The 26,584-nt window shown below is 62.6% G+C and carries 28 protein-coding genes; 20 read left to right on the top strand and 8 right to left on the bottom strand.

Annotation, left to right across the window (positions count from 1 at the left end):
* Positions 1–3: 3 nt before the first annotated feature.
* Genes ASB58_RS02715 through ASB58_RS02735 form a run of 5 tightly spaced genes read left to right on the top strand, consistent with a single transcriptional unit; the run spans position 4 to position 4,302 of the window.
* The gene (locus ASB58_RS02715; protein ID WP_118129263.1) at positions 4–960 is read left to right on the top strand and encodes a DUF2333 family protein; all 957 of its coding nucleotides are present in this window, start codon (positions 4–6) and stop codon (positions 958–960) included.
* 3 nt (positions 961–963) lie between these two features.
* Positions 964–1,509 carry an NUDIX hydrolase gene (locus ASB58_RS02720; RefSeq protein ID WP_118129264.1) on the top strand — a complete coding sequence of 182 codons (546 nt, stop codon included), beginning with the start codon at positions 964–966 and terminating at the stop codon, positions 1,507–1,509.
* The gene (locus ASB58_RS02725; protein WP_118129265.1) at positions 1,506–1,871 is read left to right on the top strand and encodes a translation initiation factor Sui1; all 366 of its coding nucleotides are present in this window, start codon (positions 1,506–1,508) and stop codon (positions 1,869–1,871) included. Before ASB58_RS02720 ends, ASB58_RS02725 begins: the two co-directional genes overlap by 4 nt.
* 3 nt (positions 1,872–1,874) lie before the next feature.
* Positions 1,875–3,227 (top strand): MATE family efflux transporter, encoded by a 1,353-nt coding sequence (locus ASB58_RS02730; protein ID WP_235827172.1) that lies wholly within the window; start codon positions 1,875–1,877, stop codon positions 3,225–3,227.
* A 40-nt stretch (positions 3,228–3,267) separates the two neighbouring features.
* Complete coding sequence (locus ASB58_RS02735; protein WP_118129266.1) at positions 3,268–4,302, top strand: sensor domain-containing diguanylate cyclase; 1,035 nt, start codon at positions 3,268–3,270, stop codon at positions 4,300–4,302.
* A 10-nt stretch (positions 4,303–4,312) separates the two neighbouring features.
* Here the strand turns inward: ASB58_RS02735 and ASB58_RS02740 are convergent, their stop codons facing one another.
* The 3 genes from ASB58_RS02740 to ASB58_RS02750 form a co-directional block, all read right to left on the bottom strand.
* Positions 4,313–5,122, bottom strand: coding sequence for a methyltransferase domain-containing protein (locus tag ASB58_RS02740; RefSeq protein WP_118129267.1), 810 nt, complete (start codon positions 5,120–5,122; stop codon positions 4,313–4,315).
* A gap of 68 nt (positions 5,123–5,190) precedes the next feature.
* The gene (gene ppa, locus ASB58_RS02745; protein ID WP_096003461.1) at positions 5,191–5,718 is read right to left on the bottom strand and encodes an inorganic diphosphatase; all 528 of its coding nucleotides are present in this window, start codon (positions 5,716–5,718) and stop codon (positions 5,191–5,193) included.
* A gap of 216 nt (positions 5,719–5,934) precedes the next feature.
* The gene (locus ASB58_RS02750) at positions 5,935–6,384 is read right to left on the bottom strand and encodes a GNAT family N-acetyltransferase (protein WP_118129268.1); all 450 of its coding nucleotides are present in this window, start codon (positions 6,382–6,384) and stop codon (positions 5,935–5,937) included.
* Between the two features lie 517 nt (positions 6,385–6,901).
* Here ASB58_RS02750 and mpl point away from each other — a divergent pair.
* Together mpl and ASB58_RS02760 are read left to right on the top strand one after the other, a co-directional pair.
* Positions 6,902–8,263 (top strand): UDP-N-acetylmuramate:L-alanyl-gamma-D-glutamyl-meso-diaminopimelate ligase, encoded by a 1,362-nt coding sequence (gene mpl / locus ASB58_RS02755; RefSeq protein ID WP_118129269.1) that lies wholly within the window; start codon positions 6,902–6,904, stop codon positions 8,261–8,263.
* Positions 8,256–8,858 (top strand): flavin prenyltransferase UbiX, encoded by a 603-nt coding sequence (locus ASB58_RS02760; protein WP_096003464.1) that lies wholly within the window; start codon positions 8,256–8,258, stop codon positions 8,856–8,858. Before mpl ends, ASB58_RS02760 begins: the two co-directional genes overlap by 8 nt.
* Positions 8,859–8,894: 36 nt before the next feature.
* Here ASB58_RS02760 and ASB58_RS02765 read toward each other — a convergent pair whose 3' ends face one another.
* Positions 8,895–9,350: a MaoC family dehydratase gene (locus ASB58_RS02765; RefSeq protein ID WP_096003465.1), complete on the bottom strand. Its 456-nt coding sequence runs from the start codon at positions 9,348–9,350 to the stop codon at positions 8,895–8,897.
* A 223-nt stretch (positions 9,351–9,573) separates the two neighbouring features.
* Between ASB58_RS02765 and ASB58_RS02770 the strand changes: the two genes are divergently transcribed.
* Positions 9,574–10,158: an LON peptidase substrate-binding domain-containing protein gene (locus ASB58_RS02770; RefSeq protein WP_096003466.1), complete on the top strand. Its 585-nt coding sequence runs from the start codon at positions 9,574–9,576 to the stop codon at positions 10,156–10,158.
* 31 nt (positions 10,159–10,189) lie between these two features.
* On the opposite strand, the gene ASB58_RS02775 is transcribed toward ASB58_RS02770, so the two are convergent.
* A complete protein-coding gene (locus tag ASB58_RS02775) occupies positions 10,190–11,392 on the bottom strand; it encodes a VTT domain-containing protein (protein WP_118129270.1) in 1,203 nt (400 codons plus the stop codon).
* Positions 11,377–12,120, bottom strand: a complete 744-nt coding sequence (locus tag ASB58_RS02780) for a DNA-3-methyladenine glycosylase (protein ID WP_118129979.1) — start codon at positions 12,118–12,120, stop codon at positions 11,377–11,379. The genes ASB58_RS02775 and ASB58_RS02780 overlap by 16 nt, the downstream gene beginning before the upstream one ends.
* Before the next feature lie 122 nt (positions 12,121–12,242).
* On the opposite strand from ASB58_RS02780, the gene ASB58_RS02785 reads away from it, so the two are divergent.
* The 11 genes from ASB58_RS02785 to lipB are packed head-to-tail and all read left to right on the top strand — an operon-like array spanning position 12,243 to position 22,122.
* A complete protein-coding gene (locus tag ASB58_RS02785) occupies positions 12,243–13,508 on the top strand; it encodes a glutamate-5-semialdehyde dehydrogenase (RefSeq protein ID WP_235827175.1) in 1,266 nt (421 codons plus the stop codon).
* 10 nt (positions 13,509–13,518) lie between these two features.
* The gene (gene nadD / locus ASB58_RS02790) at positions 13,519–14,157 is read left to right on the top strand and encodes a nicotinate-nucleotide adenylyltransferase (protein ID WP_118129271.1); all 639 of its coding nucleotides are present in this window, start codon (positions 13,519–13,521) and stop codon (positions 14,155–14,157) included.
* An 8-nt stretch (positions 14,158–14,165) separates the two neighbouring features.
* The gene (gene rsfS / locus ASB58_RS02795; RefSeq protein ID WP_096003469.1) at positions 14,166–14,525 is read left to right on the top strand and encodes a ribosome silencing factor; all 360 of its coding nucleotides are present in this window, start codon (positions 14,166–14,168) and stop codon (positions 14,523–14,525) included.
* A 6-nt stretch (positions 14,526–14,531) separates the two neighbouring features.
* Complete coding sequence (gene rlmH / locus ASB58_RS02800) at positions 14,532–14,999, top strand: 23S rRNA (pseudouridine(1915)-N(3))-methyltransferase RlmH (RefSeq protein ID WP_083723711.1); 468 nt, start codon at positions 14,532–14,534, stop codon at positions 14,997–14,999.
* Positions 15,000–15,002: 3 nt separating this feature from the next.
* The gene (gene mrdA, locus ASB58_RS02805) at positions 15,003–16,883 is read left to right on the top strand and encodes a penicillin-binding protein 2 (RefSeq protein ID WP_096003470.1); all 1,881 of its coding nucleotides are present in this window, start codon (positions 15,003–15,005) and stop codon (positions 16,881–16,883) included.
* On the top strand, positions 16,880–18,013 hold the full coding sequence (gene rodA, locus ASB58_RS02810) for a rod shape-determining protein RodA (protein WP_096003471.1): 1,134 nt from the start codon (positions 16,880–16,882) through the stop codon (positions 18,011–18,013). Before mrdA ends, rodA begins: the two co-directional genes overlap by 4 nt.
* Positions 18,013–19,038 (top strand): lytic murein transglycosylase B, encoded by a 1,026-nt coding sequence (mltB, locus tag ASB58_RS02815; protein ID WP_407920667.1) that lies wholly within the window; start codon positions 18,013–18,015, stop codon positions 19,036–19,038. Before rodA ends, mltB begins: the two co-directional genes overlap by 1 nt.
* Positions 19,035–19,952 (top strand): septal ring lytic transglycosylase RlpA family protein, encoded by a 918-nt coding sequence (locus ASB58_RS02820; protein WP_407920650.1) that lies wholly within the window; start codon positions 19,035–19,037, stop codon positions 19,950–19,952. The genes mltB and ASB58_RS02820 overlap by 4 nt, the downstream gene beginning before the upstream one ends.
* A gap of 48 nt (positions 19,953–20,000) precedes the next feature.
* Entirely contained in the window at positions 20,001–21,200 is a 1,200-nt protein-coding gene (locus ASB58_RS02825) for a D-alanyl-D-alanine carboxypeptidase family protein (protein WP_118129274.1), read from the top strand.
* An 11-nt stretch (positions 21,201–21,211) separates the two neighbouring features.
* On the top strand, positions 21,212–21,490 hold the full coding sequence (locus tag ASB58_RS02830) for an HP0495 family protein (RefSeq protein ID WP_096003475.1): 279 nt from the start codon (positions 21,212–21,214) through the stop codon (positions 21,488–21,490).
* Positions 21,490–22,122, top strand: a complete 633-nt coding sequence (lipB, locus tag ASB58_RS02835) for a lipoyl(octanoyl) transferase LipB (RefSeq protein WP_118129275.1) — start codon at positions 21,490–21,492, stop codon at positions 22,120–22,122. The genes ASB58_RS02830 and lipB overlap by 1 nt, the downstream gene beginning before the upstream one ends.
* A 50-nt stretch (positions 22,123–22,172) precedes the next feature.
* Here the strand turns inward: lipB and lipA are convergent, their stop codons facing one another.
* Both lipA and ASB58_RS02845 read right to left on the bottom strand, forming a co-directional pair.
* Positions 22,173–23,222 carry a lipoyl synthase gene (gene lipA, locus ASB58_RS02840; RefSeq protein WP_118129276.1) on the bottom strand — a complete coding sequence of 350 codons (1,050 nt, stop codon included), beginning with the start codon at positions 23,220–23,222 and terminating at the stop codon, positions 22,173–22,175.
* 128 nt (positions 23,223–23,350) lie between these two features.
* On the bottom strand, positions 23,351–24,652 hold the full coding sequence (locus tag ASB58_RS02845; RefSeq protein WP_118129277.1) for a lytic murein transglycosylase: 1,302 nt from the start codon (positions 24,650–24,652) through the stop codon (positions 23,351–23,353).
* A gap of 352 nt (positions 24,653–25,004) precedes the next feature.
* On the opposite strand from ASB58_RS02845, the gene ASB58_RS02850 reads away from it, so the two are divergent.
* A complete protein-coding gene (locus ASB58_RS02850; RefSeq protein WP_407920651.1) occupies positions 25,005–26,498 on the top strand; it encodes a SulP family inorganic anion transporter in 1,494 nt (497 codons plus the stop codon).
* The last annotated feature ends 86 nt before the right edge of the window (positions 26,499–26,584 follow it).

Below are 26,584 nucleotides of genomic sequence, written 5' to 3' on the forward strand. Positions count from 1 at the left end.
GATATGGCATTTGGCAAAGGACGATCTTCGACACAAGGCACCGACCGCCGCTGGCTAAGCAGGCTGCTGCTGGTGCCGGTACTGCTGCTTGTGGTGATTCTGACGCTGGTGGGGTGGTACTGGAGCATGGAGCCAGGGCTGGAACCGGTGGCTGGTCCGCCCAAGGCTGAACAGGTCGCTGGTGAGTACACCGCCAGAACCCTGCGTGGGCTGGTGCTGACGCTGTTGGACAAGCCCGGCGGATACCTCAGTAATGACATCATGCCACCCGGTGTGCTGATGGATAACATGCCGCGCTGGGAGTATGGCGTGCTGGTTCAAGTGCGGGACATGACCCGTGCGCTGCGCCGTGACATGGCGCGCTCCCAGTCGCAATCGACCGAGGACCGTGATCTGGTCAAGGCCGAGCCGCGCTTCCACTTCGACAACGACAGCTGGGCCATGCCGGCGAGTGAGAGTGAGTACCGCGACGGCGTCAAGGCGCTGGATAGCTACATTGCTCGTCTGCGTCAGGGTGACGCCAACTTCTATTCGCGTGCCGACAACCTGTCCAGCTGGGTCAGCGATGTAAGCACCCGCCTGGGCTCGCTGTCACAGCGTTTGTCCGCCAGTGTCGGGCGTGCGCCGTTGACTGACGGTGGCAAGCTGGGTGAGACCACCCCTTGGCTGGAAATCGACAATGTCTTTTACGAATCCCGTGGTACTGCCTGGGCTCTGGTACAGCTGCTGCGCGCGGTTGAGCATGACTTTGGCGATGTGCTGGAGAAAAAGAATGCACTGGTGAGCCTGCAGCAGATCATTCGCGAGCTTGAAGCGACCCAGCAGACCCTGTGGAGCCCGATGGTGCTCAATGGCGACGGCTTCGGTGTGCTGGCCAACCATTCCCTGGTCATGGCCAATTACCTGTCGCGCGCCAACGCCGGCCTGATTGAGCTGCACCGTTTGCTGGAGCAGGGCTGATACGTGGATCAACAACAGGTTGAGGCTTATTTGCAGGCCTCCGGCGCCGAACGGGTGGTGCATGTCGACGAATATGACCGTCCGCTTGGCGAGGTAGCCCGCGCCGAGGCTCAGGCGCGCGGCCTGATTACCCGCTGTACCTTCATCTTTGTGTTCAACAGTCGTGGCGAGCTGTGCGTGCATCAGCGCACGGCGCATAAACGCCTCTACCCGGCCTTCTGGGATGTCGCCGCCGGTGGTGTGGTCGCCGCCGGCGAGAGCTACCTGCAGGGCGCAGAGCGTGAGTTGGCCGAAGAGCTGGGGGTCGAGGGCGTGCCGCTGACCGAGCACTTTCGGTTTTACTTTGACTCCCCCGACAGTCGTCTGTGGGCGGGGGTATTCAGCTGCTGCTGGGATGGTCCGCTGCGGTTGCAGCCCGAAGAGGTCCAGGCGGTACGCTGGGTGGATCTGCAGAGTGACTGGCAGCGCCCGGGTGAGCAGTATGCGCCTGACTCGCAGGAAGCACTGGCACGGCTGCTGAAGCACCCCTCATTGGAATCCTTTGCATGAAAAAGACCGGTTTGCAGGCCCTGGGTGGCCTGGTGTATTCGACCGATGCCGGGCGCCTGTGCCCGGGGTGTGAGCAGCCAGTGGCGCAATGCTGCTGTGCTGAGCAGGCGATACCCGAAGGCGACGGCATCGCACGGGTACGCCGCGAGACCAAGGGGCGCGGCGGCAAAACCGTGACCACGGTAACCGGCGTGCTACTGAGCGCGGATGATCTCAAAGCGTTGGCCAAACGTCTGAAGAACCGCTGTGGCTGCGGTGGGGCGGTCAAGGACGGGGTGATCGAGATTCAGGGAGACAAGGCTGAGCAGGTCTGTGAACTGCTGATTGCCGAAGGCTACAAGGTCAAGCGCGCAGGGGGCTGAACCTTGGCACATTCCCGGCGCTGGCTGGCTTACTGGCAGGATCGCGCCGCCCAGCGTCGCGTCTGGGCCATTGCCTTTCCGCTCATTCTGTCGAATATCAGCGTGCCGCTGGTCGGTCTGGTCGATACGGCGGTGATCGGCCATCTGGACGCGGCCTATCACCTTGGCGCGGTGGCCGTCGGCAGCACCCTGTTCACCTTCGTTGTCTGGTTGGCGGGCTTCCTGCGCATGGGCACCACCGGGTTTGCGGCGCAGGCCTGTGGCGAGGGAGATGGCGCCGAGCTGCGGCGTATCTTGCTGCAGTCGGCCTGGCTCGCCGTGTTGATCAGCCTGCTGGTGTGGCTGTTGCACGCGCCGCTGCTGGAGCTGGGGTTGCGCTACCTGGACAGCAGCGCCGAGTTGCTTGAGTACGCACGTGCCTATTTCCAGATACGCTTGAGCAGCTTGCCGGCTGCGCTGATCAACTTTGTGCTGATTGGCTGGTTTATCGGCGCCCAGAATAGTCGCGCGCCGTTCGCCATCTTGCTGATGGTGAATCTGGTCAACATAGCGCTGGATTTGCTGCTGGTCGCGTTGCTGGGCCTGGGTGTGGAGGGCGCCGCCTGGGCCAGCGTGTGTGGTGACCTGTGCGGGCTGTTGCTGGGGTTGACGCTGCTAGGCCCGATACTGCGTCAGTACCCCGGCCGTTTTGACTGGCTGCGGGCCGCGAAGCTCAAGGGCGCGGCGCCCTTGCTGCGGGTCAATCGGGATATTCTGATTCGTTCGCTGGCGCTGCAGTCCGTGTTTTATCTGCTGGTTGTGCAGGGCGCGCGCCTTGGTGATCAGGTGGTGGCTGCCAACGCCGTGTTGCTCAACTTTCTGCTGATTGCGTCCCACGGGCTCGATGGGCTAGCGCACGCTCTGGAGGCGCTCGGTGGTCATGCGCTGGGCAAGCGGGATAAGGATGCGCTACGCCGTGTGCTGGTTATCACGACCGGTTGGGCGGTGCTGCTGAGCCTGGTGTTCGTGCTGGTGTTTCTCGGCGCTGGGGACCTGGTGGTCAGAGTGCTGACTGATTTGCCTGAGGTGCGAGCTGAGGCAATCCGCTACCTGCCCTGGGTTGCGGTGATGCCGCTGGTGGCGGTGTGGAGTTATCTGCTGGACGGGCTGTTCATCGGCGCCTCGCGTGCGCTCGCGATGCGTAATGCCATGCTGCTGGCGCTGGCCTGTTATCTGCCCCTGGCCTGGGCCTTGCGGGGGCAGGGTAACCACTATCTCTGGTTTGCGTTCTTGATGTTCATGGCGTTGCGCTCGGTGTTTCTTGGTGGCTGGTTTGGTTGGCTCTGGCGCACTGGCCGCTGGATGAAAACGGATTAGACTGATCCGTGGGGTTAGCCCTGCGGCGTGAGGGGGAAATATGATCGAAGCAGCCATTCCGGTGAACGAGCAGCAGCGCCTGGCGGCGCTCAAGTCGATGCAGTTGCTTGACACGCCACCGGATCCGCACATTGATGCTTTGCTGCGGATCGCGCAGCGTCTGTTCGGCGTCGGCAGTGTGCTAATCAGTCTGATTGATGCGCAGCGACAATGGTTCAAGGGGCGCATCGGCGCCAACAATCTTGAGGGGCCGCGCAGCACCTCGTTCTGCGGCCATACGATTTTGTCCGATGAGATTCTCTATGTGCAGGACGCACTTCGTGATGAGCGTTTCTCCGACAACCCTGTCGTCACCGGATACCCCTTCGTGCGCTTCTACGCCGGGATCCCGCTGCGCGCACCGGACGGTAGCCGTATCGGCTCATTTTGTGTGCATGACAGCGCACCCAGGGAGCTGAGCAAGTCGGAACGCGAGGCGATGAGCGATTTTCGTCAGTTGTTCGAGGGGCTGTTTGTCGCGCATCAATTACGCATGCAGGCGGCCTGGTTGCAGGAGGCTCTGGGTGAAGCCGAGCGACGTGCGCTGATCGACCCGCTGACCCAGCTATGGAATCGCCAGGGGCTGCGCACCATGCTGCCGGCGACGGTGCGCCGTGCCCAGCGCGAAGGCTTGAAGGTCGCCTTTATTTACGGTGACCTGGATCACTTCAAGCGTATTAATGATAAATACGGCCACGCCGCTGGCGATCAGGTGCTGATTCAGGCCGGTCAGCGCATGGTGGCGGCGATTCGCCCGAATGATATGGCGCTGCGTCTGGGTGGGGAAGAGCTGGGGGTGCTGGCGCTGGTCGCTGATGAGCGGGAGCTCGAGCTGATGGCCGAGCGCTTGCGTCTGGCCTTCTGTCGTCAGCCGTTCGAGCTTGCTGCAGGGGCGCTGGATGTCACCATCAGCCTGGGTACTGCGCTGGCCGAGCCGGCTGAGGTTGGCGACGAAGGGCATACGCTGGTTGAGCGTGCCGACGCTGGCCTGTATCAGGCCAAGCGAGAAGGGCGCAATCGGGTCGCGCGCGGCTAGGAAGCACGGATCAACTGCACCCTCCTTTGCGAGCGCTTCCCTGGTTGTCGGCGCGGCGCAGCCACCAATGCAGGTAACGGCCCAGGTGCTGATAGGCTGGGTGCTGGCTGTATTGCAGCTCAAATGCGATCAGGTCCTCAATACTGCTGTTGCTGCAGAATGGCTCCGGCATGTAGTCGTAAAACACCCTGACGCCGCTGGTGTCCAGGCATTTCAGTCCGGCGGCCTGGGTCCAGAGCTGCACCTCGCGTGGGTCCAGTGGTTGCTGCGGTGTCAGGCCGCTCTTGCCCTGGCCGGACAGCGGTTTCTTGCGCAGCTTCTTGAACTGTCCCTTGACCAGATTCTTGTAGATCAGCGCATCGCGGTTGTAGAACGCCAACGACAGGGCGCCGTGCGGCAACAGTAGTGAGGTCAATTGCTGCAGCGCTGCTGCCGGTTCAGCCAGCCACTCCAGTACCGCATGAAAGACCACCAGGTCGTACTGGTCCCCTTGCTCGGCGAGCGCCTGCAGCGGTGCTTGCAGGTAGCGCACCGGCTGCGGGGGATTGCTCGCGTCGATACGCTCGCGGGCGCGAGCCAGCATCACGTCCGATGGCTCGGCGACGGTCAACTGATGCCCCAGCCCGGCCAGCCAGCCGCTGATTTGCCCAAGCCCGGCACCAATATCGAGAATGCGCAGCGGCGTGTCCGCTTGCATAAGTGCAGGCATCCATTGCTGCAGGTCGCGTTGCAGTACGGCAAGGCGGATGGCGCCCTTGGGGCTGTCATAGATGCGCTCGGCAAAGCGTGCGCCGAGGTGGTCGAAATAGCGATCAGTCATGCTCAGACTCTGCCGTGCAGGCATAAAAAAAGCCAGCTTGTGGCCGGCTTTTTAGCGGGGCGAAACGCTTATTTTTGGTAAGCGTTTACAGCCTTGACGATTTCCGCGCGGGCTTCATCAGCGCCGCCCCAGCGGTCAATCTTGACCCACTTGCCGGGTTCGAGATCCTTGTAGTTCTCGAAGAAGTGCTGGATTTGCTGGATCAGCAGTTCCGGCAGGTCGGTGTATTCCTTGATGTCGCGGTACAGCACGCTCAGCTTGTCGTGCGGTACGGCGATCAGTTTGGCATCTCCGCCGCCATCGTCGGTCATGTGCAGCACGCCAACCGGACGTGAGCGAATGACCGAGCCCGGAGCGACCGGGTGCGGGGTAACGACCAGCACGTCCAGCGGGTCGCCGTCGTCTGCCAGCGTGTTCGGGATGTAGCCGTAGTTGGCCGGATAGAACATCGGGGTAGCCATGAAGCGGTCAACAAACAGCGCGCTGCTGTCCTTGTCGATCTCGTACTTGATCGGCGCGTGGTTGGCTGGGATTTCGATGGCGACGTAGATGTCGTTGGGAATGTCTTTGCCGGCGGGGATCTTGTCGTAGCTCATGGGTTACCTGAGAGGCCGTAGTGGAAATTTGGCCGGCATTATAGGCGTATCGGGCCAGTGATACCAAGCAAAAACAGGGTGAACCTTGGTCGTAGTTCGGCAGGGGCGGGGCTGCCTGGCGTAACCCCCTTCAGATCTGCCAGCGCAGAGGCCGCTGGCATGTGAGGGTATTCTGAGGCAGGTCGCCGGCTTGCGGCGCCTGCCCGGGACGCAGGTTTACTTCAGCTTGAGCGCGAAGTACATGAAGTCGTGGTCGTTGCTGAAACCGAGCGAGCGATACAGGCTTTGTGCAGCCATGTTGTCTTCGCCGGTCATCACGGTCATACGCTCAATCCCTGCTTCGCGTGCCAGGTTCTTGGCGTGATTGATCAGTTTGTCGGCCACCAGCTGGCGGCGAGCTTCTTCAATCACATAGATGCCCTTGAGCACCCAGCTGGCTGACAGCGTCAACGCGGAAAAACTGGGGATGAACTGGCAGAAGCCCAGTGCCTTGCCGCTGTCGTCGTCTTCGGCGATCAGAATAATCGCCTGCTCGTGCACAAGACGCGCTTCAAGAAAGCGTCGGGAGGCTTCCGGCTTGGGCAGTTGTCCGTAGGTTTCGCGGTACTTGATGAACAGCGGGGTTACTTCGTCGAGGTGGTCCACATCGGCCTGTACTATGCGCATACGAATACCCTGATAGTGGTCATTAAATGGCTGGCAGGTTTTTGGAAGTCATTCTCTGCATCCTGCATCAGCGCTGTTCAATCTGCAATCGCAGGGCGCATAAAAAACCGCCGAGGCCTCGGGGGGCGGCGGTTTTTTATTGTCATTTGCTCTGAGTATGGAGGTGAGACCGAGAAGGCGGGGGCTTTTTCTCGACCGTCTGTCGCTTCAGGCTGCCTGCTGCGGCAGGCCCTGGTTCCGCAGCCGCGCTCTGTGTTGGGTATATGCGTTCTTGGCAGCAGGTGAACTCCCCCTTGCAAGACGTGATCTAAGTCAGCCGGGCTGCATCTCTCGCAATGGGCTGGCGGCGGATGGGGCGCAGAATAGCGGCATACCCGTTGCTCGGTTTCGAGTGCTTGGCATAATGACCGCCGCCCTCATCCTGTTTCAGCTTTCAGCTTTCAGCTTTCAGCTTTCAGCTTTCAGCTTTCAGCTTTCAGCGTAAGCTGTAGCCCTACGACCGTAACAAGGAATTTTCATGCACCTCCACATTCTCGGTATCTGCGGCACCTTCATGGGCTCGCTGGCCCTGCTGGCCCGTGAGCTGGGCCATGAGGTCAGCGGCTCCGATGCCAACGTCTACCCGCCCATGAGCACGCAACTGGCCGAGCAGGGGATCGTGCTGCAAGAAGGCTATGACCCGGCGCATCTTACGCCGGCGCCGGATATGGTCATCGTCGGCAATGCCATGGCCCGGGGTAACCCGGCGGTGGAGTTCATGCTGGATCAGGGGATGCCCTACATGTCCGGCCCCGAATGGCTGGCTCGGCATGTCCTGCAGGATCGCTGGGTGCTGGCGGTGGCCGGCACCCATGGCAAAACCTCGACGTCCAGCCTGCTGGCCTGGCTGCTGGAAGACGCGGGCATGTCGCCCGGCTTCCTGATCGGTGGTGTGCCACAGAACTTTGGTATTTCCGCGCGCCTGGGTGGCACGCCCTTCTTTGTGGTGGAAGCAGACGAATACGACAGCGCTTTCTTCGACAAGCGTTCCAAGTTTGTTCACTACCGTCCGCGCACCGCTGTGCTGAACAACCTGGAATTTGACCACGCGGACATCTTCTCTGATCTGGCAGCCATCGAGCGTCAGTTCCACCATCTGGTGCGCACCGTTCCCGCGTCCGGCTTGATCATCCACCCGGCTCAGGACGAGGCGCTGCAGCGCGTCATCAAGATGGGCTGCTGGACGCCCCGTCAGACCACCGGCGAGGGCGGCAACTGGCAGGCACGTCTGCTCAGTGACGACGGTTCGCGCTTTGAGGTCTGGCTCGACGGTGAGCTGCAGGGTGTGGCCGAATGGCAACAGACCGGCCAGCACAACGTGGCGAACGCACTGTCGGCGCTGGCGGCTGCGCGGCATGTGGGGGTGACCCCGGCGCAGGGTATTGCCTCGCTGGGCGGTTTCCGCAATGCCAAGCGGCGCATGGAGAAACTGGCCGAGGTCAACGGCATTACGGTGTACGACGACTTCGCCCATCACCCAACCGCCATTGCCACCACGCTGGCTGGCTTGCGCGCGCAGATCGGTGATGCGCCGCTGATTGCGGTGATTGAGCCGCGCTCCAACACCATGCGTCTGGGCAGCCACATGGCCGCGTTGCCCACCAGTGTTGCCGATGCATCGCAGGTGTTCTGGTATCAACCGGCCGGCTTGGACTGGTCGCTTGACGGGGTGGTGGCCGACAGCCCGGTCCCGGCGCAGGTGAGTGACGATCTGGACGCCATCGTCGAGCAGGTGGTGGGCTCGGCAACGCCGCAGACGCGCGTTGTGGTGATGAGCAACGGCGGCTTTGGCGGTATTCATCAGCGGTTGATTCAGGCACTGGAGGCGCGTCATGGTTGAGCGGGTCACGCTGGCGGTGACCGGCGCATCGGGCGTTCAGTACGCGATGCGGCTGCTTGGTTGCCTGGTCGAGGCTGGGGTAGAAGTGTCGTTTCTGATTTCTCAGGCGGCGCAGCTGGTGGTTGCAACCGAGACCGAATGGCAGTTGCCGCCCAAGCCGCAGGCGCTGGAGCAGTATCTGACCGAGCAGTTCAAGGCGGCAGAAGGGCAGATCAGGGTTTACGGCAAGCAGGACTGGATGGCGCCGGTGGCCTCAGGTAGCGGCGCGCCCGCTGCCATGGTGGTGTGTCCGTGTTCGACCGGCACCTTGTCTGCGATTGCGACCGGTGCCAGCAACAACCTGATCGAGCGGGCGGCCGATGTGGCGCTGAAGGAGCGTCGCAAGCTGATTCTGGTGCCACGCGAAACGCCGCTGTCCAGCATTCATCTGGAAAACATGCTGAAGCTCAGTCAGATGGGCGCGGTGATCATGCCGGCGAGCCCCGGCTTTTATCACAAGCCGCAGTCGATTGATGATCTGGTCGATTTTGTGGTGGCGCGGATTCTGGGGCAGTTGGGGATGGAGCAGGCGCTCATGCCGCGCTGGGGTGAGTAGCAGGCTGCGGCTATCCCGCCGCAGCCTGGCAGCCGGTCAGACGAAGTACAGCGACAGGCCTTCGGAGATGAACGCCGGCTTGTCGACACCTTCGATTTCCAGGGTGTTGCGGGCTTTCAGCAGCCACTGCCCCGGGTTCTTTTCGGTAACGTCAATGATGGTGCTGTGCAGGCGTACGCGCGAGCCGACGCGCACCGGCTGGATGAAGCGCAAGCTGTCCATGCCGTAGTTGACGGCCATTTTCAGACCTTCCGGGCGCGGCAGCAGGCCTGCGGACAGGGTTGGTACCAGTGACAGCGACAGGAAACCGTGGGCAATGGTGCCGCCGAACGGCGTCTGCTTGGCCTTTTCTTCGTCGATGTGAATGAACTGGTGGTCGCCAGTGCACTCGGCGAATTGATTGACGCGCTCCTGGTCGACCAGCAGCCAGTCAGAATGCCCCATGTCCTTGCCGATGAGGGAGGTAAGTTCCGATACGGGAATGGCTGTCATATTGCTCTCCGTGACTCTTATTGTGTGGGGTGCGCCCGGCAGTGTTACCCTGCGGCGCGAAGGTGTCTACGCCAGCATGTTTGCAAGGGGCGGGTGGAGGGTCAATGCGATGCAGGCTTTCATTGGTTTGCTGAATGATCCAACCACCTGTCGGCAGGCTATGTCGGGCGGGCGAGATTGACAAGGGGCGCCGAGCAAGTGTGGCGACCTCCGGGGGAAATGCATGAGCGAAGCAACAGCACTCTTTCCGTTGAAGTCCTTGCTGGTACCTGGCTGTCATCTGGATCTGCAGATTTTTGAGGCACGCTATCTGGATATGGTCAGTCGCTGTTTTCGCCAGCAGCAGGGGTTTGTGGTGGTCGGGCTGGAGTCCGGCTCGGAAGTGGGCTCGGGTAATCTGCGCTTTGGTGCCATCGGCTGCGAAGCGCGGATCGTCGACTGGCAGCAGCGTGATAACGGCTTGCTGGGTATTCGCGTGCTGGGCGGTCGGCGCGCTCGCCTGAGCGAGGTAGAGGTGGCCGAGGACGGGTTGGTGACCGCGCAGGCGCAGTGGATCCCCGAGCAGCTGGATGCAGCCCTGCTGGCTGATCACGACGAGCTGCTGAGTTTGCACCAGGCGTTGTTGCAGCATCCGCTGGTACAGCGCCTCGACCTGCCGCCGGTTGAGGATAGCCAGCAACGTCTGGCCTGGCAGTTGACCAGTCTGTTGCCGCTGCCGCTGGAACAGAAGAATCAGTTGCTCGCCATTGATCGTCCGGATGAGCGCTTGCAGCGCATTGGCGACTGGCTGCAGCAGGTGCAGGCCTGAGCGCTAATCGATAGCGCGCGGAATCAGCAACTCACCACAGTAGCCAGATAACCACCAGGTAAGGCCATAGCGCGCTGGCCCAGCGGGCCGCGCGGGGCGGCCTTGGCAGCGGGCCAAAGCGCTCGATCAGCCAGCAGGCCAGCAGGCTGGCGCTGGCGGCGCACAGCAGGGCACGCAGCAGCTCCAGCGGTTCCAGTGCCTGATACTGCAGCAGGTTACCCAGCAGCAAGGCCAGAAACGGCAGCGGATAGAGCAGCCAGCTGGCGCGCCACCAGAACGGGCGTTCGCGGTTACAGATCACCAGCAGGGCACCCAGCACTGCCAGCACCAGTGAGCTGGTGGCGGCGACCAGACTCAAGCCGATAATCCAGTCCAGCAGCAGTGCGAACGCCAGGGTCAGCAGCAACAGGCTGACGGCGCCCCACTGGCGCAACAGCAGCAGCAAGGCGGCAACAGGCAGGGTGACGATCAGCAGGCTGGGGTGCAGCGGGGCGAGTCGTTCGCTGCCGGGCAGTTGCAGGAACTGTCTGCTGTTGATCAGGGTGTCACTGAAAATGGCCAGCGCGCTTTGGTTGGCGGTGAGTACCAGCAAAGCCAGCAGGCAGAGTGCCGCTGCGGCCAGCGCGCTCCAGCGGCGCTGCAGACGCAGCAGATAGAGGCTGCCACCGACTACGATGACCGCACCCACGGCGATGCTCAGCGCCTGATTCCAGAACAGCGGCGGCACTGCCCAGCGCGCGGCACGTCCTGCCGAGTAGCCGGGTATCAGGTAGGCCGGGGCCCAGGCCAGGGCTGACAGCAGATTGATGACAACAAAGCGCCAGGCGGGCATATCGAACATGCCGGCTACCAGCGGGATGATCGGTCGGATCGGGCCGATGAAGCGACCCAGGACGACGCTGACCCAGCCGTAGCGGCGGAAAAAGCGTTCGCCGCGGTCGATCCATTGCGGGTGGCGGCGAAACAGGGACAGGCGGCGGATATCCTGGTGAAACCAGCGCCCCAGCGCAAAACTGAGCAGGTCGCCGATGACCGCGCCGCAGAACGCCCAGGCAATGGCTTCCAGCAGAGGCATGTCGGCACCGGCGGCCAGTGCAGCGAAGGCAAACAGAAGAAACACCCCAGGCACCACCAGACCGGCGACCGCCAGCGATTCGGTCAGCGACACCAGAAAGATTGCCAGCCCCAGCCACTGACTGTGGGCGCCCAGCCACTGAGTCAGGTCGCTGAGCATGTCTGGCTCTCCTGATACGCCTGTCGTTGTGCCGCTTCCAGTTCGAGGCTGTGGTAGTGCAGACCCTCAACCTGGCCACGCCTGGCCGGGTTGCGGGTGCAATGCCGGCTGTAGGCCGCGTCGACCCAGCGGTAGAACAGGTGCTCGTCGCGGCCGCTGGGAATGCCCAGGCGCGGGGCGCGCAGTACCTGATCTGGCTGGTAGCCGTCATCTTCGAGCAGCAACTGGTCAGCGGCAAAGCGCTGTGCATTCCAGTCCGGCACGCGAATCTGCAGCGAGCGGCACAGCAGCGTTTGCCCGGCGCACAGGCGCTCTGGCGCGCGAATGCCGCCGCTGGCGTTGGGGTTGAGTGCTTGCATCCGGGCCAGGCTGGCGGCCGGGCTGAGCGCGTCGACCACCGGATGCCCCGACTTGAGCAGCACGCCGCAACCCGCGCCCAGTGAACTGCAGTTCATCGAGTCGCCGCCCCGAGCGTAGTACATGTAGATGGTGCCGGGAGCCATAAACAGCGCGCGTCGGGCCTCGGTGTAGCCGAGGGAGGCATGGCTGCCGCGCTCCTCCAGCAGGTAGGCCTCGGTCTCGATGATGCGCGCCGCCAGCCACTGGCCGTTCAGTCGGCGGCGAATCACCTTGCCCAGCAGGGCAACCGCCAGCTGGCGGGCGTCTTGCTGGAAAAACTGCTCTGGCAAGGGGATCGGGGAGGGCAGGCTGGTACGGGTATCGGGCATGGGCTTATGGTAGCAGGCGGTGGATGACACATTGAATTGCACAGCGACCGCAGGCGGCGCTGTCATGCCATTGGTGACCCGGCTATAATGCCGCATTTGGTCAACCGGTGGCAGGAGTTAGCATGAGTGCGGAACAGGTAGCGGTATACATGACGACGCTGGGGCAGCAGGCCCGTAAGGCCTCGCGCGTGATCGCCCGTGCTCCAACCGCCGTCAAGAATGCTGCCTTGCTGGCGACTGCCGAGGCCGTCGAGGCCGCCACCGAGCAACTGGTTGCGGCCAACCAGCTGGACCTGCAGGCTGGCCGTGACAACGGCCTGGACGACGCGATGCTGGATCGTCTGGCACTCACGCCGGCCCGCCTGGCGTCCATGGTCGAAGGGTTGCGTCAGGTCGCGGCCCTGGACGATCCGGTCGGTGCGTTGCGTGACATGAAGTTTCTGCCCTCCGGTATTCAGGTTGGCAAGATGCGGGTGCCGCTGGGTGTGATCGGTATCATTTACGAGTCGCGCCCGAACGTGACGGTCGAGGCGGCCAGTCTCTGCCTGAAATCGGGTAATGCCTGCATCCTGCGTGGCGGCTCCGAGTCCATCCATTCCAACCGTGCGATTGCCGAGTGCCTGCGTCAGGGCCTGGCGGCCGCCGGTTTGCCGGATGACGTCGTGCAGGTGGTAGAAACCACAGATCGCGCGGCGGTTGGCGCGCTGATCACCATGCCCGACTACGTCGACGTGATCGTGCCGCGCGGCGGCAAAGGGCTGATCGAGCGTATCAGCCGTGAGGCACGGGTGCCGGTCATCAAGCATCTGGACGGCATCTGCCATGTCTACGTGGATGACCGCGCCGATTTTGACAAGGCCGAGGCCATCGTCATCAACGCCAAGACTCACCGTTATGGCGTGTGCAATGCGATGGAGACCTTGCTGGTCAATGAGGCCATTGCCGGGCCGTTTCTGCAGCGCGTAGCACCGCTCTACGCGGCCAAGGGCGTTGAGTTGCGTGGCTGCGAGGCCACTTGCGCGCTGCTGCCCGATGCCGTCGCGGCCACCAAGGAAGACTGGTCGACCGAATATCTGGCGCCGATTCTCTCGATCCGCGTGGTCGCCGATATGGATGCGGCCATCGAGCATATCAATACCTATAGCTCGCAGCACACCGACGCCATGGTGTCCGAGGATTACACCCGGGCTCGCCGCTTCATTGCCGAGGTGGACTCCAGTTCGGTGATGATCAACGCCTCGACCCGTTTTGCCGATGGCTTCGAGTACGGCCTGGGTGCGGAGATCGGTATCTCCACCGACAAGATTCATGCCCGCGGCCCGGTTGGTCTGGAAGGGCTGACCAGCGAGAAGTACGTGGTCTTCGGCGACGGTCATATTCGTCAGTGAGCCGCCGCTGATGCGCCGCGTTGGTTTGCTGGGCGGCACCTTTGACCCGATTCACTTCGGTCATCTGCGCAGCGCCGTAGAAGTCCGGGAGCAGTTGCAGCTGGATGAGCTGCGGCTGATCCCCAGCGCCCGGCCACCCCATCGCGATCAGCCCGGCGCCAGCGCCGATGCGCGTCTGCGCATGGTGGAGCTGGCGGTAGGGCAGCAGGGTGACTTGCAGGTGGATGACCGGGAGCTGCGACGCGAGCGTCCGTCTTACACCGTAGAAACCCTGGAGACCCTGCGCGCCGAACTGGGCGCAGAGGTCGCGCTGTTTATGGTGCTGGGCTGGGATGCCTTTTGCGGATTGCCAAGTTGGCACCGCTGGGAAGAGCTGCTGCAGCTGGCCAACCTGGTGGTGCTGCAGCGGCCCGATTACGACCTGGAAGTCCCCGAAGTACTGAAAGACCTGCTGGCAGCGCGCAGCGCAAGCCAGCCCGAGCGTAGCCATGGGCAGATCATCTGCCTGTCGCAGACGCCGCTGGCGATTTCCGCCACCCATATTCGTGCGCTGGTGACAGCGGGCGCTTCACCGCGCTTTCTGTTGCCGGACGCGGTGCTTGACTATATTGACAACGAAGGGCTGTACCGGCCCTCAACCGAGGATTGAAAACCCCCATGCAGATTGAAGAACTGGTCCAGCTGGTCGTGGATGCCCTGGAAGAGCTCAAGGCCAAGGACATCGTCCAGATCGATGTACGTGAGCACACCAGCGTGACCGACTACATGATCATCGCCAGCGGTACCTCCAACCGCCAGGTCAAGGCGCTGGCAGACAACGTGGTCGAGAAAGCCAAAGAAGCCGGTCGCCAGCCGATGGGTGTCGAAGGCAAGGAGTCCGGCGAGTGGGTGCTGGTCGACCTGGCCGATGTGGTGGTCCACATCATGCAGCCGGCCACCCGTGAGTTCTATGACCTGGAACGCCTCTGGCAGAGTGCCGAGTCGCGTCGCGCCGCCCAGCAGCAACCGACCGAGTAGGCCGGTTTGCGCATTCGCCTGATCAGCGTGGCTTCGCGCATGCCGCGCTGGGTCGAGCAGGGCTATCAGGAGTACGCCAAGCGCCTGCCGCCAGAGCTGCCGCTGGAATTGGTGGAAATTCCCCTGACCACGCGTGGCAAGAACGCTGACGTCGCGCGTCTGATGCGGCGCGAGGGCGAGCAGATGCTGGCCGCCGTTCAGCCCGGGGAACGTATCGTGACCCTGGAGGTCAATGGTCGCGCTTGGTCTACCGAGACCCTTGCCGAGCAGCTGGAGAGCTGGCGCCTGGACGCGCGCACCGTCAATCTGATGGTGGGTGGCCCGGAGGGGTTGCCGGACGAGGTGACGGCGCGCAGCGATCAGCGCTGGTCGCTGTCGCCATTGACCCTGCCGCATCCGCTGGTGCGCATCCTGCTCGCTGAGCAGCTGTACCGGGCCTGGACCATTCTCAATCGTCATCCCTATCACAAGTGATTCATGGCCAAGCCGATTCACCTGAAAGACCACAATATTGATGCCCGCATTGTGCAGCGCCGTCTGGCGCTGGCAGCGGTGTTCGTGGTCGCGCTGGTGGGCGCCCTGGTGGCGCGCATGTACTACCTGCAGGTGACCCAGTACGAGCACCACTCGACCCTGTCGGAAAACAACCGGGTCCATGTGCAGCCGATTCCGCCCACCCGTGGCCGTATCTACGACCGTAACGGTGTGGTACTGGCGGAAAACCGGCCCAGCTACAGTCTGACCATCACCCGTGACCGGGTTGAGGATCTGCCGGCTACCTTTGAGCTGCTGCGTTCGCTGCTGGCGCTCAGTGAGGAGGATCTGGCTCAGGCTGAGCGTCGCCTGTCTCAGGCACGTCGGCCCTTCGAGTCGGTGCCGGTGATGTTCGAGCTGACCCAGGAACAGATTGCCCGCATTGCCATCAACCAGTTTCGCTTGCCCGGTGTCGAGGTGCAGGCCAGCTTCGTGCGCTACTACCCCTATGCGGACCATTTCGCCCACGCGCTGGGCTATGTCGGACGCATCAACGAGCAGGAACTCAAATCCATTGACCCGGTGGCCTATGCGGGCACTCACTACATCGGCAAGACCGGCATCGAGCGTTTCTACGAGCAGTTGCTGCACGGCACCGTGGGTTATGAAGAGGTGGAGACCAATGCCCGTGGTCGCGTGCTGCGCGTGCTCAAGCGCACCGAACCGGTATCCGGGAGCGATTTGACGCTCGAACTGGACGCCGAGTTGCAGGCCGTTGCCGAAGAGGCGCTGGGGGACCGGCGTGGCGCGGTAGTGGCGATTGATCCGAACACCGGCGGTGTGCTGGCCTTTGTCAGCAAGCCCGGCTTTGACCCCAACCTGTTCGTCACCGGTATCAGCTACGCCGATTACGGCGCGTTGCGCGACTCGCCCGACCAGCCGCTATTTAACCGGGTGCTGCGTGGCCAGTACCCGCCGGGATCGACCATCAAGCCGGTTATCGCTCTGGCCGGCCTGGATGCCGGTGTGGTCACTCGCACCAGTCGAGTCTACGATCCAGGCTTCTACCAACTGCCGAATGTCAGCCACAAATACCGCAACTGGAACCGCGCCGGTGACGGCTGGGTGGACATGCCGTATGCCATCGCGCGCTCCAACGACACCTATTTTTATGATCTGGCGCACAAGCTGGGCATCGACCGATTGCACGATTTCATGATCAAGTTCGGCATCGGTCAGCGGGTGTCCATCGACATGTACGAAGAAGCCGCCGGCCTGATGCCCTCACGTGACTGGAAACGGACGCGTTACCGCCAGCCCTGGTATCCGGGCGAGACGCTGATTGCCGGTATCGGCCAGGGTTACATGCTGGCAACACCGCTGCAGCTTGCTCAGGCCACGTCGCTGATCGCCAGTCGCGGCGTTTGGCACCGGCCGCGGCTGCTCAAGGAGGCGGAAGGGTTGCTGCCCGACGAATCCGATACGCCGCCGGACATCCAGATCCGTAACGACAGTGACTGGGACTTCATCACCCAAGCCATGCAGGATGTGATGCAGTCACCGCACGGCACCGCCCGTGCAGCGGCTGCCAACGCGCCCTACAACATGGCCGGTAAAAGTGGCACCGCGCAGGTCGTGGCGATTGCGCAGGGTGAACGCTACGACTCGGCGGCGCTGCGCGAGCGGCACCGCGACCACGCCCTGTTTGTCGGCTTTGCGCCGACGGAAAAGCCGATGATTGCGGTGGCAGCGCTGGTTGAGAACGGCGAGTCGGGTGGGCGCGTGGCCGGGCCAGTGGTGCGTGCCGTCTTTGATGCCTGGGTGTTGCCGCGCCTGCCGCCGGAGCCGGAAGAGGGCACAGCCGAGCAGGAGGACGCACCATGAAGTCGATGCCGGTTTCCGGGCAGTCATTGCGCAGCCGCGAGTCGCTGTGGACACGTATCCATGTTGACCCCTGGTTGCTGTTGCTGATCCTCGCGCTGGCTGCGGTCGATGCCTTCGTGCTGTATTCGGCCAGCGGCAAGAACCTGGGCATGGTCTATCGCCAGTTGGCCTACTTTGCCGTGGGTATTGCTGCGATGATCGTGGTGGCGCAGTTTCAGCCACGTTTCATGGAGCGCTGGGTGCCCGTGGCCTATGTCGGTGGCGCCCTGCTGCTGGTGGCGGTGCTGGCGGTCGGTACCGAGGCCAAAGGCGCGCAGCGCTGGCTGACGATTCCGGGCGTGATGCGTTTTCAGCCGTCAGAAATCATGAAGCTGGTGATGCCGATGAGCGTCGCCTGGTACCTCGGGCGGCGCACCTTGCCGCCGAGTTTCAAGCATGTGGTTGGTTCGCTGGCGATTGTTCTGGTGCCTACGGTGCTGATCCTCAAACAACCGGACCTGGGCACCTCGCTGCTGATTGCCGCCTCGGGTATCTTTGCCCTGCTGTTGGCGGGGCTGCGCTGGCGCTACATCATTGGTGCCTTGCTGGCGCTGGCGCCGGCGGCGGCGGCGATGTGGTTCTTTGTCATGCACGGCTATCAGAAACAGCGGGTGCTGACCTTCCTCAACCCGGAGAGTGATCCGCTCGGCTCGGGCTGGAACATCATCCAGTCCAAGGCCGCTATCGGCTCGGGCGGGGTGTTCGGCAAGGGCTGGCTGCAGGGCACCCAGTCGCACCTGGATTTTCTGCCGGAAGGGCACACGGATTTCATTATTGCGGTGCTGGCCGAAGAGTTTGGCATGGTGGGCGTTTGCCTGTTGCTGGGCATGTACCTGCTGGTCATCGCCCGTGGCATGGTGATCACGTTGCAAGCCCAGGATGCATTCTGCAAACTGCTTGCGGGCAGCATCACGCTGACCTTTTTCGTCTACGTATTCGTCAACATCGGCATGGTCAGTGGTCTGCTGCCGGTGGTGGGAGTGCCGCTGCCATTTATCAGTTACGGGGGTACCTCGCTGGTGACCCTGTTGCTGGGCTTCGGGATTCTCATGTCAATCCAGACTCACAGGAAATGGATGGCACAAAGTTGATTGCATTTTCACTGTTTCGCCGCAGTCGCGCGGCTCTGTTTTCCCGCTCTGCTGCGCTATTGCTGGGGGCTGCTTGCGTGCTACCTGCCCAGGCGCGTGATTACGGCCCCGAGCATCCGGGTGTACCGGCCTTTATCGAGCAGATGCAGCGTGAGCATGGCTTCAGCGCCGAGCATGTGCAGGCGCTGCTGGATCAGGCTGAGCATCAGGACAACATCATCAAGGCTATCTCGCGCCCGGCCGAGCGGGTCAAGCCCTGGCACGAGTACCGGGCCATCTTTATTACCGACCAGCGTATCGAGCGGGGGCTGGCCTTCTGGGCCGAGCACGCCGACACCCTGGCGCGCGCCGAGAAGGAGTACGGCGTAGAGCCTGAGGTGATCCTCGCCATTATCGGTGTCGAGACCTTCTACGGCCGCAACATGGGTTCCTATCGGGTGCTGGACGCGCTGGCGACCCTGGGCTTTGACTATCCGCCGCGTGCCGACTTTTTTCGCAAGCAACTGATGAGCTACATGGTGCTGACCCGTGAGCAGCAGATCGATCCGCTTGAGCTCAAGGGCTCCTACGCCGGCGCCATGGGTTACGGTCAGTTCATCCCCTCCAGCTATCAGGCGTACGCGGTCGACTTCGACGGCGACGGCAAGGTCGATATCTGGAATAACCCGGTCGATGCCATCGGCAGTGTTGCCAATTATTTCCACCAGCACGGCTGGACCCACGGTGCCCAGGTGGCGATTGCTGCCAATGTGGCGGGCGATCGCGTCAAGGAAGGCATCACTGAAACCCAGGGGCTTGAGGCACGGCGCACTGTCGCCGAGCTTAAATCCCTTGGCTGGACCCCCGAGAGCCCATTGCCTGATGAGCAAGAGGTGATGGCGTTCGAGTTTGATAATGGGGAACGAATGCAGTACTGGGTCGGTCTGAACAACCTGTACGTCATTACCCGCTACAACCGCAGCGTCATGTATGCCATGGTAGTGCACCAACTCGCAGATCTGTTACGTGAGGCCAGGCCCGAATGATGCCCGCTGCCAAGTTCCCGATGCGTTGCCTGCTGCTCAGCAGCCTGGCAGGCCTGCTGGTGGCCTGTTCTTCTGCGCCGCAAACCGGCAGTGGCGCTGGCAATGCCGGCGGGTCTGCTTCGAGTGCGCCGCGCCCGCTGCATGACGGCCCGCCCAGTTATATGCAGGATGTATCGCAGATTCCCGACGCGGTGCCTACGCCGCACACCGGCGCCTACAAGGCATCGCCCTATACCGTGCTGGGCCAGCGCTACCATCCGATGCAGGACGGACGCAGCTATCGCGAAGAAGGGACTGCCTCCTGGTATGGCACCAAGTTTCACGGCCAGAACACCGCCAATGGCGAGCTGTATGACCTGTACGGCATGACCGCCGCGCACAAGACGCTGCCGTTGCCGAGCTATGTCGAGGTCACCAACCTGGAAAACGGCCGCAAGGTGATCGTGCGGGTGAATGATCGTGGCCCGTTCTATTCCGATCGGATCATCGACCTGTCCTTTGCCGCCGCCAAGAAGCTTGGTTACTCCGATCAGGGCACAGCGCACGTGCTGGTGCAGGGTATTGATCCGGTGGCCTGGCAACAACAGAACAACCCGAATTACCTGGTAACCCGCGAGGCCGTTAGCGAAGCGCCAGTAGCTGCAGCCCTGCCGCCCGAGCCGGTTGAAAACGTGCAGACCGGCCTCTATCTTCAGGTCGGCGCCTTTTCCTCCAATCAGGCGGCCGAGGCCCTGCGCCAGCGTGTGCAGGGCGTCGTCGGCGGCACTGTATGGGTTAGCCCCGTGCAGGTCGACACCCGTACCCTGCACCGTGTGCGGGTTGGCCCGCTGGCCAGCCAGGACGAGGCTCGGCGCATGATTGAGACGCTGCGCGTGGCTAACCTGGGCACCCCCACGCTGGTTACCGTTAACTGATTAGCTGTATCTGAAAAACAACGCACTTCACCACCAACTGTGAGCACCATGTTGAAAAAACTGATTTCGACCCTGCTGATTTCCTCCGCCGTTGTCCTGACCGGCGCAGCCCATGCGCAGAGCCCGGCTACACCGACGCTCAATGCGCCCTCAGCGGCTGCGCCGATCGTGCCGTCGGCGCCGGATCTGGCGGCCACCAGCTACCTGCTGATCGACGCCAACAGTGGCGCAGTTCTGGTCGAGAACAATGCCGATAACCCGCTGCCGCCGGCCAGCCTGACCAAGATGATGACCAGCTACATCGTCAGTCAGGAGATCAAGCGCGGCCAGATTGCCGAGAACGACCCGGTGCTGGTCAGCGAGAAGGCCTGGCGTATGGGTGGCTCCAAGATGTTCATTCGCGTGGGCAACCAGGTGCCGGTCATTGACCTGCTGCGCGGCGTCATCATTCAGTCCGGTAACGACGCCAGTATTGCCCTGGCCGAGCATGTTGCCGGCAGCGAAGACGCCTTCGCCGACCTGATGAACGCCCAGGCCCAGCGTTTGGGCATGACCAATAGCCACTTCGTCAATGCCACCGGCTGGCCGGCGGAGGACCATTACGCCTCGGCCCGTGACCTGGCCATCCTGGCGCAGGCGATTATCCGTGATGATCCCAAATCCCACTACGCCATCTACGGCGAGAAGGAATTTGTCTGGAACGAGATCCGCCAGCCCAACCGCAATCTGATGCTCTGGCGCGACAGCACGGTGGACGGCCTGAAAACCGGTCATACCGAAGAAGCCGGCTATTGCCTGGTGGCCTCTGCCAAGCGTGATGACATGCGTCTGATCTCGGTGGTCATGGGCACCACCAGTGAAGCGGCGCGTGCCGCTGAAACCCAGAAGCTGCTGACCTGGGGCTTCCGCTTCTTCGAAACCAAGACCTTCTACCAGCCGGGCCAGGTCCTGGCTGAAGAGGCTGTCTGGAAAGGTGCGCAGGACAAGGTCGAGCTGGGCCTGCAAGATGGCCTGATGCTGACGCTGCCCAAGGGGCAAGCCGACAAGCTTGAAGCAGGGATTACCTTGAACAAGCCGATCATGGCGCCGATTCAGGTTGGCGATGTACTGGGTGAGGTAGAAGTGAAGCTGGGTGACGAGGTGGTACACAAGGCGCCGTTGGTGGCCCTGTCGGCCGTCGAAGAGGCTGGCTTGCTGGGTCGTCTGTGGGACAGCATCCGCCTGTTCTTCTATGGCCTGTTTGATTGAGGACAACGTCCATGGCTGATGTAAACGAGCCGCAGGCTCCGAAAATCGAGTTTCCCTGCCAATATCCGATCAAGGTGATCGGCACGGCGGCCGACGACTTTGCCGAGGTAATCTGCGAGGTTGTGGAGAAACACGCTCCCGGTGTTGATACCACCACCATCGACATCAAGGACAGCAAGAATGGCCGCTTCCTGTCCTTGCGCCTGGTTATCACCGCGACCGGCCAGGACCAGCTTGAAGCGCTGCATCGAGATCTGAAGGCGACCGGTCGCGTACACATGGTGCTTTGATGGAGTCGTCGCCAGAGCTGGTGATTCGCCACCTCGGGCTGGTGGATTACCAGCCCACCCTGGAGGCCATGCGGCGTCTGACCGAAGAGCGTGGCCCCGACACCCCTGATGAAATATGGCTGCTGCAGCACCCCCGGGTCTTTACCCAGGGGCAGGCCGGCAAGGCCGAGCACGTGCTGGCGCCGGGCGATATCCCGGTCATCAAGGTCGAGCGTGGTGGTCAGGTGACCTATCATGGCCCGGGCCAGCTGGTGGGCTACCTGATGCTGGATCTGCGCCGCAAGAACCTCGGTGTCCGCGAGCTGGTGACGGCGATGGAGCAGAGTCTGGTTGATCTGCTCGCGCTCTACGGCGTGGACGCCGCGCCCAAGGCTGATGCCCCCGGCGTCTATGTTGGCGCAGACAAGATCGCGTCGCTGGGCCTGCGGGTGCGCCGCGGCTGCTCATTTCATGGCTTGGCGCTGAACCTGGATATGGATCTGGAGCCATTCCGGCGGATCAATCCCTGCGGCTATGCCGGCCTGCGCATGACACAACTGAGTGAGCACGTCATTGAGCCGGTCGATGTCGCGCAGGTGGAACAGCAATTGGCTGCCGTGCTGCGCAAGCGTCTGGGCTACGATTCAGAGTAAAGCGGGACGGGCGCGCCAGCCTGGCCGTGCGCTCGTGTCTGCTGTGCAGCTTAGCCGAGGTTGAGCGTCGGAATCAGACTGGCGTCGACCGCCTGGCCCGGTACCGGTGCCGGGGCTGCCAGGCCCAGGTTGTTCTTCTCGAATACCCGGTCGGCGCGATAGCTTGAACGTACCAGCGGGCCTGCTGCCACTTCCATAAAGCCCATTTCCAGCCCCACTTCGCGGTAGCGGTTGAATTCTTCCGGGCTGACCCAGCGCTGCACCGACAGGTGGTTGCGGGTGGGTTGCAGGTATTGGCCGAGGGTGACGATGTCGACGCCGATCTCACGCAATTCCTGGAAAGTCTGCAGGATCTCGTCGTCGGTTTCGCCCAGGCCGACCATCAGACTGGTCTTGGTCAGCACCTCGGGGCGGTGCTTCTTGGCGTGGGCCAGCACGTCCAATGTCTTGCGGTAACCCGCGCGAGGATCGCGCACTTCATGGGTCAGGCGCTCGACGGTCTCGACGTTCTGGGCAAAGACTTCAAGGCCGGAATCGACTACCGCTTCGATAGCGCTCAGTTCACCGTCAAAATCCGGGGTCAGGGCTTCAACCACCACCTGCGGGGTACGTGCCTTGATCGCGCGGACGCAGGCTGCGTAATGCGCCGCACCACCATCATCCAGGTCATCACGGTCAACCGAGGTGAGCACGATGTAGCGCAGTGCCATCAGCTCGACCGATTTTGCGGTGTTTTCCGGCTCTTCCTTGTCCAGCCAGCCGTTCGGGTTGCCGGTATCCACGGCGCAGAAGCGGCAGGCGCGGGTGCAGACCGAGCCCATCAGCATGATGGTGGCGGTGCCGTTGGACCAGCACTCACCCATGTTGGGGCAATGGGATTCCTGACAGACAGTACTCAGACGGTGTTCGCTGACGTTGCGCTTGACTGCTTCAAAGCGGTCGCCGCCGGGTGCCTTAACGCGCAGCCACTTGGGTTTGGGGCTGAATACCTGAGGCTCGGCGTTGTTACGGCGCTTCTGGCCGTCTTTGATGGCGGCAATGCCTTGGGCGTTGCGGAACTTCTCGCCGCTGGCAACAGACTTCTGCGAACTGTCGGACATGGGGGCAGGACTCCTGGTAGGGCTCCACAGGGTGCCGGTCGGCACGGGCGGCTTTTGGCCGTCGCGAAGTTTACCATAGCGTGCGGCCCTGCGGGACCTGCAGAGCAGGGCAGGGCCGGCCCGATAGGCTACTGCTTGCGCAGTTGCTCAAGCAGTGCGGCAGAGGCGTAGCCGTCAGCCGGTACGCCTTGCTGCTGCTGGAAGCGACGGATGGCGTTGCGGGTGTTGGCGCCGATGATACCGTCGATGCCGCCCGGCTCAAGGCCGCGATCAGTCAGCAATTGCTGCAGCTCCAGGCGCTCGCTGCGCGACAGCGGTCGGTCGGCGGTAGGCCAGTCACCCTGGATCTGGCCACCACCCTGGAAACGGTCGGATAGCAGGCCGATCGCCAGCGCGTAGCTGGACGAGTTGTTGTAACGCATGATGGTGCTGAAGTTGTGCTGCAGCAGGAACGCCGGCCCCTTGTGCCCGGCGGGCAGCAGCAGGGCTGCGCGCTGCTCGGCCATGGTAGCGGCGAAGCTGTTCTGATTGGTCGGACGTACACCCAGTGCCTGCCACTCGGCGACGGATTTCTTTACGCCGGGATCGGCCAGCGCGTAGTCAAAGTTGGCGGGCAGGCGGACTTCTTGCCCCCAGCGCTGCCCGCTTTGCCAGCCGGAGGCCCTGAGATAGTTGGCGGCGGAGGCAAGCGCGTCGGCCGGGGAGTTCCAGATATCCCGGCGACCGTTACCGTCAAAGTCCACTGCGTACTGGTTGTAGGTGGTGGGGATAAACTGCGTCTGACCCATGGCGCCGGCCCAGGAGCCCAGCATGCCACTGGGTTCGATGTCCCGGTGCTGCAGGATATCCAGTGCGGCCAGCAGTTGGTCGTGCGCAAAGCCCGGGCGCCGGCCCTCGTGGGCCAGGGTGGCCAGCGAGCGAGTAACCTGCCGGCTGCCCATATTCTGGCCGTAGTTGCTCTCCAGTCCCCAGATCGCCGCCAGGATGTGACGGTCGACGCCGTAGCGCTGCTCGATGGCATCCAGTGTCTGTTGCTCTGCGCTCAGGCGGCTGCGCCCGGTAGCCACGCGCTGGTTCGACAGCGCGCTGTCCAGGTAGGCCCAGACCGGGCGCGAGAATTCGGGTTGGCTGCGATCGGCCTTGATGACGTCTGCATCTGGCGTGACGCCGTCGAACGCGCGATCAAACAGGCTGGCATCAATGCCCTTGCTCAGCGCTTCCTGGCGGAAGGCGTCACGCCACTGGATAAACGTCTGTGCCTGCGCTGCAGGTGCTGGCGGTGCCGCTGAGGTGCTCGCTGCTGCGCTGAGCTGCGCGGGAGCGGCTTGCGCCGTTGCTGCCGTGGGGATGTCGGCGCAAGCGCTGAGGCTGATCAGGCTGAGTGAGGCGAGCAGGTGCAGTTGGGCCTTGCGGCGTGCGGGTGTGGGCATGCAAATTCCCTGAGGTCTTGTCTGTTCTGTCGGGCGCTGCGTAAGCCCCGTGCTTGAGCGGTTGGAAATCCAAGCACGGCAAAGGTTCCGGCAGCAGACCACGACAATGACAGGTGCGGCCTTGCTCGGCAAGGCCCGCAAATGGCTTCATCCAGCCAATTGTGCTAGAGTTCGCGGCCTCTAACGGACCCCGCCCGGAATGCCCATGCTGCAGCAAAACGGCGTTACGCCACCGTAGACCTTTGCCCCTCGACCAGCCCTGCGCGTGCTGGCGCAGTGCGCGCGTGCGCACCCTCTTTGCATACCTTGCTTATGCTTCGTTTTCTTCGTTTTTGTACAGGCAACACATCCTATGAATCTGATTGAAACCGTCCGCCGCGAGTGGTTCTCCAACGTGCGCGGTGATCTGCTGTCGGGCCTGGTCGTGGCGCTGGCCTTGATCCCGGAAGCGATCGCCTTTTCCATCATTGCCGGCGTAGACCCCAAGGTCGGGCTGTATGCTTCGTTCTGCATCGCGGTAGTCATTGCCTTTACTGGCGGCCGGCCCGGGATGATCTCGGCCGCTACCGGCGCCATGGCGCTGCTGATGGTGACGCTGGTGCGCGAGCATGGCCTGCAGTACCTGCTGGCTGCCTCATTGCTATGCGGTGTGCTGCAGATTGCGGCCGGTTATCTGCGCCTGGGGTCGCTGATGCGCTTTGTCTCGCGCTCGGTGGTAACTGGTTTCGTCAACGCACTGGCCATTCTGATCTTCATGGCACAGTTACCGGAGCTGACCGGTGTTACCTGGCACGTCTATGCCATGACGGCGGCGGGGTTGGGCATTATCTATCTGTTTCCGCTGTTGCCCGGGGTGGGCAAGGTTATTCCGTCGCCGCTGGTGTGCATCCTGCTGCTGACGGCGGTGGCGATTTATCTGGGCCTGGATATCCGTACCGTTGCCGACATGGGGGAGCTGCCCGATACGCTGCCGGTCTTCCTGTGGCCGGATGTGCCGCTGAACCTGGAAACGCTGACAATCATCCTGCCGTACTCAGCGGCGATGGCGGTGGTGGGGTTGCTTGAGTCGATGATGACCGCAACCATCGTTGACGACCTGACCGACACCAGCAGTGACAAGAATCGCGAGTGCAAGGGACAGGGCGTGGCCAATATCGCCTCCAGCCTGATCGGCGGCATGGCCGGCTGTGCGATGATCGGCCAGTCGGTGATCAACGTAAAATCCGGCGGCCGCACCCGCCTGTCCTGTTTTGTTGCCGGCGCCGTGCTGCTGGTGCTGGTGGTGTTTGCCAGCGACTGGGTGGGGCAGATCCCGATGGCGGCACTGGTCGCGGTGATGATCATGGTCTCCATTGGCACCTTCAGCTGGGATTCGATCATCAACCTGAGCCGTTACCCGCTGTCGACCAACCTGGTGATGCTGGCCACGGTCGCGGTTGTTGTCGCCACCCATAACCTGGCCTACGGCGTGTTTGTCGGCGTGCTGCTGGCGGCCATGTTCTTTGCCAACAAGATTGGCCACTACCTGCACATCGGCAGCGAGTCGAATGCTGACGGCAGCGAGCGCCGCTATCAGGTAGTCGGACAGGTCTTCTTCAGCTCCTCGGACAAGTTTGTCGCGGGCTTTGATTTCAAGGAGGCGCTTGATAGGGTGGTGATCGACCTGCATCGCGCACATTTCTGGGACATCACCGCGGTGGGGGCGCTGGACAAGGTCGTCATCAAATTCCGCCGTGAGGGTACGGCGGTGGAAGTGATTGGTCTGAATGAGGCGAGTGCAACCATCGTTGACCGCTTTGGCGTGCATGACAAGCCGGATGCCGTCGATCACCTCGGTGGCCACTGAGACTAGGGTCTGTTGACGTTTCGTTCAGCCGCCTGTTGCTGCCTATCAGGCCGCCAATCAAGAAGCGAGGAACGCAGTTTGTTCAG

This window comes from Pseudomonas abyssi (assembly GCF_003444685.1).
GTDB classification, from domain to species: Bacteria; Pseudomonadota; Gammaproteobacteria; order Pseudomonadales; family Pseudomonadaceae; genus Halopseudomonas; species Halopseudomonas abyssi.